The organism is Agarivorans sp. QJM3NY_30, from assembly GCF_050870855.2.
Taxonomy (GTDB): domain Bacteria; phylum Pseudomonadota; class Gammaproteobacteria; order Enterobacterales; family Celerinatantimonadaceae; genus Agarivorans.
In genome coordinates this window covers 4,509,370-4,523,470 of sequence record NZ_CP194038.2, presented here as the reverse complement: position 1 = coordinate 4,523,470, position 14,101 = coordinate 4,509,370, and the positions used below count along the sequence as shown (strand labels likewise).

Sequence of the window (14,101 nt, the reverse complement as noted above, 5' to 3'; positions counted from 1 at the left end):
GGTTACCTAAACTATCAATAGTGGTTCTTGGAGTTATTGCAATGCCTCGGTCAGGACTGTCGCTTTGGGAAGGCTGCTTTAAATCTCAAGCGCTTTTAGATGAAGCCGCCCTTGCCGCATGTATGGTCTATGTGGATTTAAACCCGGTTCGCTCAAATATGGCGAGCACGCCTGAAACCTCGGACCACACCAGTATCAAACAGCGCATTCAGCAAGCCAAACAAGGTCAGCAACCCAAGCCGCTAATACCTTTTGTCGGTAACCCCAGAGAAACCATGCCCAAAGGTTTACCCTTTGAGCTACAAGATTATCTGCAATTGGTAGAGCTCACCGACCGCGTCATCAGAGAAGATAAACGCGGTTATATCGATAATGCACACGCGCCTATTCTGCAATGACTACAAATCGATGAGGAAAGCTGGTTAGCTTTGAGCGCTGGTTTAGAGCATCACTTTGCCAGCGTGGTGGGCGCCGGTCACTCGCTAGAGTGTTACAAACACCAACATAAGCAACAGCGGATTAAAGGTATGGGAGCTGCCAAGCGCTGGCTGGATGTAGGTTAATAAACTACGGCTTCATGTATTCTCGACTGAGTAGGTATTTAGCGTATCTCGAATCACTAAGTCTTTCGCCCTCATGAATCGCTTCGCATTGACTAAAGCCCCAATATTTAGCGTTTTTAAGAACAAGTTGGCTCTTCAACGTTGATTTGAGCTGATGACATCGACGGATGCTCATTGGATAGTTAGCATGGCTGTCTAAATACTCTTCAAAGCACTCATTTCATGCTTTATGCAAGAAATGCATAGCAGTTTTAAAGTGGCTGTCCCGATAATTTTTCCCTTCAATCCGAGTTAGTTGAGCCAAAAATTTTAATTGATTAGCAATATGCTCATTACCAAATCTATATTGACAAAATCACATAGCGGCCCTAATATGATTGCGATGCGCAACTATATTGAGGTGTTAGTAATGAACGTCAACCAACTAAGACACTATTCTCGTCACGCCGTACGCTTATTAGGCATGCTAGATAAACAGTGTGGCGATGTCCCTCTTACTCCAGTTCAAGCCCATGCGCTGGGAGAAATAGGGTTAACTCAAATCACCATAAGTCAACTTGCTGAAAATCTGAATGTCAATAAGTCAAACGCTAGTCGTACAGTATCAGCACTTATTAAGCTTAATTTAGTAAAATGTTTAGATAATCCTAGAGATAAACGTAGTCATCTAATTGATATAACAGAGCAAGGTAGCCAAGCGCTCTTACAATTAGATCGACAGCAAAATGCATTTTTCGAGCAATTGTTATTTTCTTTAGATAAACAAGAACAACAGCAAGTGAAATTAGGTTTTGAAATTTACCTCAAAGGACTGACGAGAATATGCGGGTTAAATAATTTTGTCATACGCCCCCTCTGTAAAGCAGATAATTCAGAAGTCGCAGAGTTGATTCGAAATGTGTCCGAGGAATATGGCCTTACCGCCGACAAAGGTTATAGTGTCTCTGACCCAACTCTAGATGATTTATATTCAGTGTACGACCAAGAGGGCGCTTCATACTGGGTAATTGAACATAATAACAAAATCGTTGGTGGTGGGGGATTTTCACCACTGTCCGGCGAAAAATATGTCTGTGAGTTGCAAAAAATGTACTTTTTACCACAAACACGAGGACACGGTTTAGCTAAGAAACTTGTCGCACTGATCCTTAAACAAGCGAGAGAGCAAGGTTATCAAGAGTGTTATTTGGAGACGACCGAATGCTTAAAAGAGGCTATTAAATTGTATGAAAAACTAGGTTTTGAATACTTAGATGGTCCACGAGGGACTACTGGACATGATGCATGTGAAGTAATCATGCAAAAAATAATATAAGTGTTATTGAACTGCTTCTATTCCCAAAAGAGCCAATGCATAAATTTTCGTCTTAACTACATGAAGCTAATTTATCATGTCAAAATCGCCATGCTCAGAAATATCCTAACTCTATCAAAATGCTACCTGTTTAAACGGCGGCATTGGTAAGGCCTAACAATCCTAGACATTTACTAGATTCTCGAAAGATTGTTGCTTCCATCCATAAATTGAAATTGTTCAGAAGCGTGTTATAGCGAAACACGCTTTTGCCCAATACGTGTTTCAACACCTAAACAAGCCAAACTAAATTTCGTATTTTCAGCAAATTTTTCTCATCACTAGCGATAAGCTTAATGAGTATTCCAACAATCTATATTGACTCTCTTGTTACTAGCCTGATAGCATCACATTATTATTGAGTCTATAGTCAATTTTTATCAGGTAAGCAAGCAAGGAACCGCATGTTTAAGGCAGTAAAATCGATGGCGTATTTGGGGGGCTATCATGCACCCAAACGCTAATCCTTTCGAGGGATCTAAGTTTAACCGAACGCTGTTAGTTGATGCTTTTGGTCAGTCTTATATGTTTCTACCAAGGCTTGCAGCCCACACGGAAAACCAAGGGGAGCAGGTTAATCACTGCATCGATATTTATTGGGCGCAGTCCTTACTACAAAAGCATAGCCCTATGTGGGGTTATCAGTTCAACTTAAACAAACTTTACTTTCAAGTGTCTGGCGATTACATGGCTAGCCACAAAAGTGAGCAGCAAAAAATTGACTGGCTAAGTAATGGTATTGTGAGCGGAGAGGTTAAGGTGCTCAAAGGGGCAAACTTTGCGCCGCCACCGCCCTCTAGTATGGAAGGTAGTATTCCGGTTGCCACCTTGTCCGAAAAAGTCGTTACTCGAAAAACGCCTACTCTAGAACCGTTAGGTCAAGGTGGCAGAAACGAGCAGCAAATTGCTGGGCCAGCCGGTACAAAGGAAATTAAACAGGCGAAATCGGATCAGCCCAGAGGTACACAAGCTAAGTCCCCCGATGATGGAAAGGTCAGGTCTTTTTCCGAAGCAGAAAAACGCTTGGAAAAGGCTCGGGGAGATATTAAAAAACGTATGGATGCTGGTGAGCCCGCTTACAAGCCTAAGTATAGTGATGATGAGCTAGTAAAAATGGCGAATTCAGGAGCAACGGCTAATGATCGGTTCTTAGTTAGTATTCAGCCAAAGAATAGAGCGTCTGACGCTCCGTTATCATATCAGCGAGAAAGCGGATTAGTACCTACTTGGACGACCTCTTTTGACCAACTCGAAGCTGCCGATTCAGACCCTGAATTAATCTATAAAGTACTTGGTAACGGCTCATGGTATGACCCCAATAAAGATTATGTAATGCATATTATTGATCGAGGTGAACATCTAGATCTCTTTGGTCAAAATACAGTGGTACCAACATGGGAGAATATGGAGGGCGTTGTTACCAACCATGTGGAAGGTCATGATAAAGATGTACTTTTAAGTACAATGAATTCGGATTATCAAGCTGAGTATGCAGATAAAATGAAAGGATTCTGGGAAGTCGGTGGCAAGGAGTTTAACCCTAAGCAAATTAATGAATACGCTTCAAGTATGCCACCTGATGAGGCTGATAAATTTTTAGCTCGGCATGAAGTAAGAACGGAAATAGGGGTAAACGCAGAGTTTACAGGAAATGGATTAACTGCAAATACAGCGAATGGAGGAGGAAGCTTTGGTGTTGTAGAAACTTTAAGTATAGAGAAAGACTTACCTTCTTTGACTGAACTACAGTCTTCTAAATCAGGTAGTTCCCCCATAGTAAAATCTGTCAATCTAAGCCCAATCGAGTAAGTTTATGATGAAAAAAATACCGATATTAGACCCTTTATACCTCCCTAAAAATTCTAGGGTTTTATTCGAAATAGATTACCCTATGTTTGAAAATGAAACACACAAACTTATACAGTATGAAGACTACATAGTCTTCTGGTCGAAATATAAAAGCCTTTTCACCAAAGAGAATAAAATATCTCAAATAGAGTTTCCTTTTGAATCAATAGCTTGGTTCACTAAGACTATAGAGAACAATTACTGGGGAAATGAAGGAGATAAAAGTTCTAATTCAGAGAACAGAATGTTTAGCGGTGAGAGTATAGGTATTAGCTCAATGATGCACTGCTGTTCAGAAAACTTACCAGGCTATAACTTTTGGAATAAATCAAGGGTTGATCACGTATCAAATCGATCACCACAAAGTTGGTTAATACCTCGATATATGCTTAAAGAAGGGCTTTTAGAGAAATTAAAGCGTATTTCCTGAATACAGTTAATTCTATTAGGATTATTACTTGGTAGTGTTTAGAAATCTGTGTCATTTCAGTAGTATATAAAACAGGAATGACATATGACCAAAGACTTCGATCTAGAGCAAGCCTTTAAAGCTCTTCAGTCAGGGCAAGACCTGACAGGCAAAGATAGCTCTCATCAAACAGATCACTGAAGCGGCTTTAAAAGCTGAGCTTCAGCAGCATCTTGAACAGCTTTAAAGTGGCTGTGCCGATAATTTTACTGTTTTTGAACGCATTCATAACAAATCACAGCATGCTGAGGAGGCGTCTAAAGAGAGCCGGAAACCGTTGCTTAAGTTGATTGGTGCTGAGCATAAAAGCAACCACAAGGCATCAACTTCTCACTAGTAGATTACCTTGAACTTGTTGATTGGACAGGGCGAATAATGCGCCCAGATAAGCGCGGAGCGATACCTGTGCAAGTGCCAGCTTTGCTTCATTCACTTGGATTAGATAACGAAACATGGCTCCGTTTAGCTAATGATTTTGGTAAAACCTATCACGGTGCGGTTGGCTCCCTCGAAGAGCTGGCGTTATTTGCAGAGCATACCGGAACACCTTGGATTTCAGGGAAAAATCACTTACGACGAATGTACCACTAAAGCTAACAGTTCAAAGCATTTTAGCTACTATATTAGTGACTTGCTAATATTTTTCATACCTAAAAGTCACTGCTGGTAGTGAAATGTTTTCCTCTAAGTAAACCCTTCGCAGATTTAGTGATTGAATCGTTTTTTTCCCATTTTTTACTGTGTCATTTCGTTTTTTTGATGCAAAGTGGTTTATTAAAGTTTGGATGTCCGCATTCGCGCATTTGACGATGGCTATAATTCAATTTTGCTCTTTCAAATTAAAGCGAGAGCAAGAAAGGTCAATATCGTAATGTATTGTTTTAGAATATCTTGCGCCTTTCTTGTATAACAAAGGCGCATCAAGTAAAGCTTATGACAACAGTTGATAGGGCTGTGTTTCAAACTGCAGTAAATCTTGTTGTTTTATTGCTGTGCGAATACAGCTGGCTTCTTTTCCATTAACCAATACCTCGCTAATAATATTGCGGCTGTTATAGCTGTTGCTCATTACCGCGCAATAGGCGCCAGCATATAAAAAACAAACCAATTCACCGGGTGTTAATAATGCTGGTAATTTAGCCTTTTTCTCAAAAGTATCAGTACTTTCACAGACAGGCCCGACGACATCATACTGTTGCTCTCCCTGTTTTTGTGCAACGGTAATAATCGGATGAATCGCTTGGTATAAAGCGGGACGCATCAAATCATTCATTGCAGCTTCAAGGATCACAAAAGGACGCGGCTCTGCGTGTTTGATATACGTGATCGGCGTGATGAGCAGACCCGCATCGGCAATAATTGAGCGTCCAGGTTCAATATAGATTTTCCCTTTCCAGTGTTTTAATTTCTCCATTATGACATCTGAAAACTGGGTAAAAGTTAATGATTTTTCCTGTCCGTAACTAATGCCAAACCCTCCCCCTAAATCAATATTATTTAATATAAATCCTTCTGTTTTAAACATCTCAATGTGCAACAGTAATTTATCGATTGCAGCAAGGTATGGTGTTGTTTGCTGAATTTGTGAACCAATATGCATGGCTAGCCCTTGGATCTTCACTTGGGTGTTTTTTGCACTGTGTAACATCTTTAAAACCTGATCTAAGCGCACTCCAAATTTATTACCTTTAGCGCCAGTGGTGATGTTTTTATGCGTGGATATCGACACTTCTGGATTGACTCGAATCATGGCATTAACCGTGTGATTGGCGTCAGCAGCTAGCTGAATTAATAACTCAAGTTCCTCTGCCGACTCGATATTAAACTGCCCCACACCCTGCTGCATTGCTTGTTGTATTTCCGATGATGTTTTACCAACACCTGAAAATATAATTTGTTGTGATGAAAATCCGGCTAATAACGCCCGTTGCATCTCCCCTATAGAAACAATATCTGCCGATAAATTTTGTGCGGCAACGATCTTTAAAATAGATAAGTTGCTGTTTGCTTTAAGGGCGTAATGAATATGAAAACGTGGGTCAGAAAACGCTGTTTGGCATTGTTTAATATTATCTACAATGGCGCGTTGTGAATAACAATAAAAGGGCGTACCTATTTTCTCGGCAAGTTTTTGTATTGAAACGTTTTCAAAAAAAAGTGTTTGCTGTTGATAGCTTAACTGCTGGGTTAAATTAACCATATTTCTCTCCTGTAAATAGTCGCTATTAGGCTAACGTGGCAAAAGAGAAAAAGTAGCTACTAAATTATCTAAAAGAGGTGATAGATTGTCGTTTTTAGCGTGATTTTATCAAATTTAATGTCGCTATAACGCCTTTTGTTTTACAGTATCAATGAGGGTGGTGTAATGAAATAATAGGTGAAAAGATGGACAAATTTGATCAGAAAATTGTGAATTTATTAGCAGAGAATTCACGTCGCTCGATTGCTAGTATCGGAGAGAAAATTGGTTTGTCACGTACGGCGGTTAATGATCGCGTACAACGATTGCATCAAAGTGGAGAGATTGAGGCTTTTACCCTCAAGCTAAAATCGCCAGACAATAAAAACCTGATATCAGTCTACTTTCAGCTCACCTTTCGTCCTTTTATTCTCAATGCAATTATGACCCAGCTCAATAATATTCCAGAGATAAAACAAGCCCATAGTTTAACCGGGGATACGGATTTAATACTTTATATCCAAGCTGGCTCGATGGGCAGAGTGAATGATATTCGAGAACAACTCAGTCAACTCGATAGTCTTGACAAGTTACAAACGTTCACCGCATTACAAAAAATTATTTAATTTCAAGGGCTGCTAACGAGAACCTCTTTTTAATCTTGATTTCATTTAATAATCAACATCATTAATTAGTTGATTTTATTAAGATAAAAGTATGGGTATCCCACTTTGGGTTATTGGCAACGGGGTAAAAGCTTTCGCCTACGGCGACGTCATTAAGCTTCAACGAGCAAAGCTTAGCTAAGCAAAAAGAAAGCTCGCCCTGCATCTTCTTAAACCCTGCGTTGCTCATTCTCAAGGGTGTTGAAGTAAACACTACGCTCAAACAGACTTCAACTTTGCTTCCTTGTTCATTTGCGCGACTCGGCGAAGATGATGGGATTTAAAAGCGGTAATCTTGGCTAGCGAGAGTGTGAAAGATTTTTGTTTTTAGAATGGGGGTAATCCCCCCGAAAATTAATCCCATGCAAAAGTAGAATTTTCTCGTATAGTAAATACAGGAGATTCAACATGAAAAAGTCACGTTACACGGACAGTCAGATCTTATCTATTCTCAAGCAGGCTGAGGCTGGTACACCTGTTCCTGAGCTCTGTCGTGAGCATGGAATGAGCAACGCAACCTTTTACAAGTGGCGTTCGAAATACGGCGGTATGGACGCATCCCTTATGGCGCGGATGAAAGAACTCGAAGATGAAAATCGACGGCTTAAAAAGATGTATGCGGAAGAACGCCTTAAAGCAGAGGTGATCTCAGAGGCGATGGCAAAAAAGTGGTGAAGCCCTGTGAGCGTCGATTGATGGCTCAGCGTTCGGTGGCGAACTATCACATCAGCATTAAAAGTGCATGCTATTGGTTTGGGATCAGCGAGACCTGCTATCGCTATAAATCGAAGCTTCAACCTGAGAATGAGTTGATAGCTCAGGAGTTAGTAACGCTGTGCAACAGTGAAGACTGCTCTGACTGGGGCTTTGGCCTGTGTTTTCACCATTTGCGGAACGTTAAAGGGTATACATGGAACCATAAGCGGGTTTATCGGATCTACTGCGAATTGGCTCTAAACTTACGTATTAGGCCAAAACGACGCCTGAATCGCCATACGCCAGAGCCTCTTAAAGAGCCGATTAAAACAAACCAAGTTTGGTCCGTGGACTTTATGCATGATCAGCTATCTGATGGCCGGAAGTACCGTTTATTCAATGTGATAGATGATTACAAACGTGAAGGTCTGGCGTCAGAACCTGATTTTTCAATGCCCACAGTACGAGTCACTCGGATCTTAGAGCAGCTCATCGAACAACGAACCAAACCTGTTGCGATCCGCTGCGACAATGGTCCTGAGTTCATTAGCCATGCGTTTATTAAATGGGCCAACAACCACGACATTCGAATCGATTATATTCAGCCAGGAAACCCACAACAAAACGCCTATATAGAAAGGTTCAACCGTACTATGAGGTTTGGCTTAGTGAGTAAGTATTTGTTTGACACACTTGAAGATGTTCAAGATCGGGCGACCCAATGGTTATGGTTCTACAATCATCAACGACCACACCTTGCAAATGGAGGGTTCCCACCACTAAAAACGGCAGCATGAATTCTACGAATAAATGCGGTTAATAATGGGAGGATTACCATTTAAGCAGACGGCTTTTTTTAGATAAAAAGTCCCAATGCCGTTCTATTGTGTAATGGTTGGGACATGGTGAAGGCCTGAATCTGAAAATCAATGAAGAGCCTGTGCTGCTCACTCGTTCTATATCCGACCGGACTTAGGAACGGTGGCGCAAAAAACAGAAACCATCACTGGAATACAAAGGAGCTAATCGGCCGTTGTATTTTAAACATTTTCAGGAAACGCCCTGTGCGGAGCCGCATGCAGGGTGTTGTGGGGGCTGGAGGTTAGATACCTCCGGCTACCCGATTAGGCATGCTTGAAAACCAACCAAATGGTAAGCCATACCGCCAAACATTAAGCAATTCATTAGATGAATCTATTTTCAAAATGACCATTATTTCCTCCATATAATTTAGAATCATATCCTGATCTTCTGAATCAAACTCAGAGCAATGCTTGAGAAATTTTTTAAAGCTCAATAAAACAAATGATTTATTTGGATTAGTTAATAGCCCTACTTCAAGTGTCTTAGACAAAATATTAACAATCTGTTCTAGTTGCAATCGGGAGGCTTCATCCACTGCACCTGGATAATCGTATTTCTGTTCTTCACCGAATTTATACTTAATTCGGAAATGCTCTAATTCCGCTAAAGTATCTTTAGTTACAATTAACTCCTGATCGGGAATAGATGTGGGCCAAATATAGAAGAAAGCACCAGTAACAGCGCCTGTTATAGTCAGTGCTATAAATAGCACAATAGAAATGAAGAAATAGATTACAACTTTAAACACGATACTTCCTTGTATGCCTAACGCCAACTTCTAGGGAATCCCCTCATAATTCCTCGGAAATTCAATATAGTAGACGCGCACCCCGTTGTTTGATCTAATTAATTTCGCCAAAAACCTTTCCTATCAAACCTGCACGGAGGCAGTCAGGATGCGCGAAATTCAAATTCTACACCAAATGCTTATTGAGCTGTGCCCCAATATTCACAAAAAACGCCTTAACTCTCTAATGGTTATGGTTGCCACTACATCACTATTAGATGACGACAAATTGTCTCTCACTGAACTCGGGCGCAATATAACCAGCAGGGTTTCACCTAAACACTGCATTAAACGTATGGACCGCTTGCTAGGTAACCACCATTTAAATAGTGAGCGTTTAGCGATATACCAATGGCATGCTCGGCAGATTTGCGGGGCTAATCCCATGCCTGTGGTCTTGGCCGATTGGGCTGATGTGCGTGAGCAATGACGCATGATGACCTTGCGTGCATCTATCTCAATAAAAGGCCGCTCTATTACTTTGTATGAACGCACCTTCGAGTTCAAAGATTACAATGCACCTCGTCGTCATCATCAGTTCTTATCTGAGCTAGCCAGCGTGCTACCCAAAGGCTGCACACCGCTCATAGTGACGGATGCGGGTTATCGCATTTAGAGAAGTAGCCTCTTACGGCTGGTATTGGTTGGGTAGGTTGCGGGGAGAAGTCTGCTATCAGCTCAATGAACAATGGGAGCTCACCAAAACACTTTATGCTTCAGCAAACAATAAAGCGCGCTATATAGGAGCAGTGCAATTAGCGCGAAAGAAACCCATGCCCTGTCACTTATATGTATTTAAATCTAAGGATAAACACCGTAAAGATAAACGCTCTCGTCGCTCAAGTAATAACCATTCAGCCAAGGTTCTTTATCACCGCTCTGCCAAAGAACCTTGGGTACTCACCACTAACTTACCGCCCGAACTCTTTAATGCGATACAAGTGACGAAGTTATATGCCAAACGGATGCAAATAGAAGAAACCTTTCGAGACTTAAAAAGCCCACAATACGGTTTTGGTTTACGCCACAGTCGCTCACGATGGCCACGCCGGTATGACGTACTGCTGCTGATAGCTTTACTGGCTGACATTATTTTGTGGTGCTTAGGTTTAGTGGCTCAGCAAGTGGGTTGGCAGCGACACTTTCAGGCCAATACCATTCGTGAACGGGCGGTTTTATCTGTTGTAAGGTTAGGAAAAGAAGTACGGCGAAGACCTGAGTACGTTATCACAGAGCAGCGAATACGCTGGGCAATTAACGAGTTTCGCTGGTTGAGTCACTCTGCGGGACTCAAAGATTTATGAGGGGATCCTCCAGCACCCGAACAAGGTGTCGGCTGCGCGACACCTATTTTTATTTGTTATATTTTTACTTCACCAATATATACAACACTATCATCAGGGTTAACATAATTAACTTTATATTTTCCCGACAGAAGCTTGCTAACTATTATTGATTGGTCTTTATTCTGGCTACCACTGCTAGCTAAACATGTTTGAATTGTAATATTAATCTCGAAATTAGAAACATTAGCGATAACTTTTTTAAACGCAATACCTGAATTCTGTAGCCACTTACCACCTGTAAATGTAATAGGGATCTGAGTCAAACTCTTAGTTTTCTTAAACTCACCAAAGTTTATTTTGCCTACATAATCGATAGATACATTCTCAGTAGTAAATAGGCCAGTGAAAAATCCACATGAATAAGAGTTAGCTGAAAACAAGAAGAGAAAGAGATAAAGGCTAATAATTTTCACCGAGGTATCCTAAAAACATAACGCCGCAATCTAGCGAATCCCCTCATAATCTCTTGAGAATTCATATAAGTAGACGCGCATCCCGTTGTTTGATCTAATTAATTTCGCCAAAAACCTTTCCTATCAAACCTGCACGGAGGCAGTCAGGATGCGCGAAATTCAAATTCTACACCAAATGCTTATTGAGCTGTGCCCGAGTATTCACAAAAAACGCCTTAACTCTCTAATGGTTGCCACTACATCACTCTTGGATTCACGAATGGGTAGGGTTAGGATAAAAATGGATACAAAGAGTCGAGCTAACTCACTTTTAGACAGAACCTTTTTAATGTTTCTACTTAATTTAGTAAAACGTGAATTACTATAATTATGAAAAACTCTTTTTACTCCTTGGACTAGTTTCCCTGCAACTACACTTTGTTTTATTTTTTAATTCTACCAATACTGAATAAAATAGCTAAAAATACTGCACCAATAGCAAACCACAACCCTAGGTGTACACTATTGCCAGAGGAGGAAAGAGAATCTGACTGAGATAGCATGATGCCAATAATCGCAGTACCAAGGCATTGACCAAAGGTTCTCATCATCGCCAGTACTCCTGAAGCATAACTGCTAAAATTAGCCTCAACATTAGCCATCATTTCGCGGTTATTCGGACTTTGAAAGAAGCCAAAACCAACACCACAAATTAAACTCCTCCAGGCAATATCTAACACTGATGGTGTTTGTGGGAGGCCAATTAATAAAAGTAATCCAATACCAAAAATGACAAGTCCGAACGTCGAAATCATAGCGGGATGTTTTTTATCAGCCAGCCTCCCTGCATGAGGCGCAGAAAAAACAATACCTACCGGCCATGGAAGGAAAAGCAACGCAGATGTGAGCGGGCTATAGCCATAAACACTCTCATATAAAAATGGCAGTGCAATAAAAGTCATCCCCTGTGCGATAAACGAAATGAACGATGTCATCGCAGATAAAGAAAAACGCTGATTTGAAAATATTTCTAGCGGCAATAAAGGCGCAACAGCCTTGCGCTGACGATAAACAAATGCCACCCCACTCACTAGCGCAGTTACCGCATAAATTAATGCTTGTTGCTCGTTATAACCGATTGCATGTTTAGAAAACGAGTTCGCACACAAAATAGTGCTACCCAGCATGATGACAGAAAACAATGCGCCTGTTTTATCTAAAGGACGAGTATCAAGCTCTGCGGGCTTAGGCAGAAATTGTTTCGAAAAAATTACCGCTGCAATACCCAATGGAACGTTAATCATAAACAGCCACGACCAGTTTAACGTAACCAAAAAAGCACCACTGATTAATGGTGCGACTGCGGTACATGTAGCAATTAATAATGCGTTAATCCCTAAAGTCCGTCCAAGTAATCGGGTAGGAAAAATCGTTCTAAGGAGTGCCGGAGCGATACTGAGCGTGGCCGCCCCCCCAATCCCCTGAATAAAACGCATCACAACCAGCTCAGATAATGAAGAAGAGAGAGCACACCCCACAGACGACAGACTAAAAAGGATCAATCCACCAATAAACTGTTTACGAAAACCGATGCGAGTCGCCAGTGCCGAAAAAATAGCCAGAGACATCGCCACAGCAAGTAGGTAACCATTAGCAATCCAAACTGCGTCTGAAGCACTAACACCTAATGATGTTGACATCTGTGGCAATGCTATATTGATCATCGAGCCATCAAAGACATTCATCGTAGTCGTGAGCATGACGGCTAACATCGCAAATAATCGTTCTTTACCTGGCAACCCGTCATCACCAGCTTGAGTTATAAATAGTGCCATATATTTCCACCTCTTTTCTTTGAACGATTACAGTCTAAATTGTTATCATATGAGGCGGAAGACGCACCAATTTCACTATATAGTTGCATCAAACGCCATATCATTTAGATGCAACAAAAAATTCAGGGGAAAACGATGACAATACCTGATATGAGCTTGCTGGCTGCACTGGACGTTTTACTCACGGAGAAAAGTGTCACAGGCGCCGCTAATCAGTTATCTTTAAGCACCTCAGCGATGAGCCGAACATTAGCACGATTACGTTTAATCACCGGCGATCAACTATTGGTTCGTGCCGGACGAAAAATGGTATTGACCCCTTATGCTGAGTCTATTAAAGAGCGAACAAGACATACCGTGCTTGAAGCGATAAATATCCTTCAGCCAAATATTCAACCTGAAGATTTGCCGACACTCGAACGTACTTTTAGCATTCGTGCCAACGACGGGTTTATTGAAATTTTTGCATCAAAAATCATTGCTCACATTGCGAAACATGCACCGAAAGTACGTTTACGATTTATGCCTAAACAACAAAAAAGTTCTAAGGCTCTTAGAGAAGGGAAAGTCGATTTAGAAATTGGAGTAGTCAAAAATATGGGGCCTGAAATCCGTATCAAAGCCTTGTTTTACGATCACTTCGTTAGTATCGTCAGAAAAGGACACCCACTTGATCAATGTAAAAAAGTAACGGCTCAACAATACTGTCAATTTAGTCATATTATCGCGTCTCGAAGAGGCGACTTTTCAGGGCCTGTTGATGAAGAACTCAAAGCACAAGGCGTCAGTCGACACATCGCTGCGACTGTACCCAATTTTCCTGCTGCACTTGAGATAGCTAGACATTCAGATTTAATCGCATTAGTTCCAGCTTCATTTTTGCTGAATGAATCAATAAATTCTAACAAATCTCACTTATGGGCATTTGAACTTCCAGTTCACACTGATGAAATTGCCATTTCGATGATGTGGCACCCTCGACTCCAAGAAGATACCTCTCACATATGGTTTAGAGAACAAATAGAAAAAGTCTGTCAGGAAGCTATGGAAAAGCATCGATGTTAAACAAGTGAATGAATAATTAAAGTCAAGTAATATCAATA

At 41.0% G+C, this 14,101-nt stretch carries 13 protein-coding genes and 1 pseudogene; 10 read left to right on the top strand and 4 right to left on the bottom strand.

All coding sequences use genetic code 11. From position 1 onward, the window contains the following. The first annotated feature begins 41 nt into the window (after window positions 1-41). The 6 genes from ACRRSX_RS20590 to ACRRSX_RS20565 all read left to right on the top strand — a co-directional run bounded on the left by ACRRSX_RS20590 (window position 42) and on the right by ACRRSX_RS20565 (window position 4,825). Window positions 42-398 (top strand): hypothetical protein, encoded by a 357-nt coding sequence (locus ACRRSX_RS20590; protein ID WP_432455735.1) that lies wholly within the window; start codon window positions 42-44, stop codon window positions 396-398. Between the two features lie 30 nt (window positions 399-428). Beyond that, window positions 429-563 carry a hypothetical protein gene (locus ACRRSX_RS20585; RefSeq protein WP_432455736.1) on the top strand — a complete coding sequence of 45 codons (135 nt, stop codon included), beginning with the start codon at window positions 429-431 and terminating at the stop codon, window positions 561-563. Window positions 564-972: 409 nt separating this feature from the next. Continuing rightward, entirely contained in the window at window positions 973-1,878 is a 906-nt protein-coding gene (locus ACRRSX_RS20580; protein WP_432455737.1) for a bifunctional helix-turn-helix transcriptional regulator/GNAT family N-acetyltransferase, read from the top strand. 486 nt (window positions 1,879-2,364) lie between these two features. After that, window positions 2,365-3,726 (top strand): hypothetical protein, encoded by a 1,362-nt coding sequence (locus ACRRSX_RS20575; RefSeq protein WP_432455738.1) that lies wholly within the window; start codon window positions 2,365-2,367, stop codon window positions 3,724-3,726. Window positions 3,727-3,730: 4 nt separating this feature from the next. Next, on the top strand, window positions 3,731-4,195 hold the full coding sequence (locus ACRRSX_RS20570; protein ID WP_432455739.1) for a hypothetical protein: 465 nt from the start codon (window positions 3,731-3,733) through the stop codon (window positions 4,193-4,195). 414 nt (window positions 4,196-4,609) lie between these two features. Further along, window positions 4,610-4,825 carry a transposase gene (locus ACRRSX_RS20565; protein WP_432455740.1) on the top strand — a complete coding sequence of 72 codons (216 nt, stop codon included), beginning with the start codon at window positions 4,610-4,612 and terminating at the stop codon, window positions 4,823-4,825. 340 nt (window positions 4,826-5,165) lie between these two features. On the opposite strand, the gene lysA is transcribed toward ACRRSX_RS20565, so the two are convergent. Next, window positions 5,166-6,434 carry a diaminopimelate decarboxylase gene (gene lysA, locus ACRRSX_RS20560; RefSeq protein ID WP_432455741.1) on the bottom strand — a complete coding sequence of 423 codons (1,269 nt, stop codon included), beginning with the start codon at window positions 6,432-6,434 and terminating at the stop codon, window positions 5,166-5,168. A gap of 185 nt (window positions 6,435-6,619) precedes the next feature. On the opposite strand from lysA, the gene ACRRSX_RS20555 reads away from it, so the two are divergent. Next, window positions 6,620-7,039 (top strand): Lrp/AsnC family transcriptional regulator, encoded by a 420-nt coding sequence (locus ACRRSX_RS20555; protein WP_432455742.1) that lies wholly within the window; start codon window positions 6,620-6,622, stop codon window positions 7,037-7,039. Between the two features lie 447 nt (window positions 7,040-7,486). Then, a protein-coding gene (locus ACRRSX_RS20550; protein ID WP_432451743.1) for an IS3 family transposase occupies window positions 7,487-8,571 on the top strand; the annotation gives its coding sequence in 2 pieces (ribosomal slippage) (window positions 7,487-7,736 and window positions 7,736-8,571; 1,086 coding nt in all). 305 nt (window positions 8,572-8,876) lie between these two features. Here the strand turns inward: ACRRSX_RS20550 and ACRRSX_RS20545 are convergent. Next, window positions 8,877-9,386: a DUF4844 domain-containing protein gene (locus tag ACRRSX_RS20545; protein ID WP_432455743.1), complete on the bottom strand. Its 510-nt coding sequence runs from the start codon at window positions 9,384-9,386 to the stop codon at window positions 8,877-8,879. Between the two features lie 148 nt (window positions 9,387-9,534). Here ACRRSX_RS20545 and ACRRSX_RS20540 point away from each other — a divergent pair. Then, window positions 9,535-10,729 (top strand): annotated as a pseudogene (locus tag ACRRSX_RS20540) (IS4 family transposase). Between the two features lie 56 nt (window positions 10,730-10,785). On the opposite strand, the gene ACRRSX_RS20535 reads toward ACRRSX_RS20540, so the two are convergent. Both ACRRSX_RS20535 and ACRRSX_RS20530 read right to left on the bottom strand, forming a co-directional pair. After that, window positions 10,786-11,184, bottom strand: a complete 399-nt coding sequence (locus ACRRSX_RS20535) for a hypothetical protein (protein WP_432455744.1) — start codon at window positions 11,182-11,184, stop codon at window positions 10,786-10,788. Window positions 11,185-11,606: 422 nt separating this feature from the next. Beyond that, a complete protein-coding gene (locus ACRRSX_RS20530) occupies window positions 11,607-12,998 on the bottom strand; it encodes a DHA2 family efflux MFS transporter permease subunit (protein WP_432455745.1) in 1,392 nt (463 codons plus the stop codon). Window positions 12,999-13,133: 135 nt separating this feature from the next. On the opposite strand from ACRRSX_RS20530, the gene ACRRSX_RS20525 reads away from it, so the two are divergent. Further along, a complete protein-coding gene (locus tag ACRRSX_RS20525) occupies window positions 13,134-14,063 on the top strand; it encodes a LysR family transcriptional regulator (RefSeq protein ID WP_432455746.1) in 930 nt (309 codons plus the stop codon). Window positions 14,064-14,101: the final 38 nt, after the last annotated feature.

Bases quoted from the DNA above. Each gene is read 5' to 3' on its own strand.
- ACRRSX_RS20590 (WP_432455735.1), top strand. From the start codon at position 42: ATGCCTCGGTCAGGACTGTCGCTTTGGGAAGGCTGCTTTAAATCTCAA.
- ACRRSX_RS20580 (WP_432455737.1), top strand. From the start codon at position 973: ATGAACGTCAACCAACTAAGACACTATTCTCGTCACGCCGTACGCTTA.
- ACRRSX_RS20575 (WP_432455738.1), top strand. From the start codon at position 2,365: ATGCACCCAAACGCTAATCCTTTCGAGGGATCTAAGTTTAACCGAACG.
- ACRRSX_RS20570 (WP_432455739.1), top strand. From the start codon at position 3,731: ATGATGAAAAAAATACCGATATTAGACCCTTTATACCTCCCTAAAAAT.
- ACRRSX_RS20565 (WP_432455740.1), top strand. From the start codon at position 4,610: ATGCGCCCAGATAAGCGCGGAGCGATACCTGTGCAAGTGCCAGCTTTG.
- lysA (WP_432455741.1), bottom strand. From the start codon at position 6,434: ATGGTTAATTTAACCCAGCAGTTAAGCTATCAACAGCAAACACTTTTT.
- ACRRSX_RS20555 (WP_432455742.1), top strand. From the start codon at position 6,620: ATGGACAAATTTGATCAGAAAATTGTGAATTTATTAGCAGAGAATTCA.
- ACRRSX_RS20530 (WP_432455745.1), bottom strand. From the start codon at position 12,998: ATGGCACTATTTATAACTCAAGCTGGTGATGACGGGTTGCCAGGTAAA.
- ACRRSX_RS20525 (WP_432455746.1), top strand. From the start codon at position 13,134: ATGACAATACCTGATATGAGCTTGCTGGCTGCACTGGACGTTTTACTC.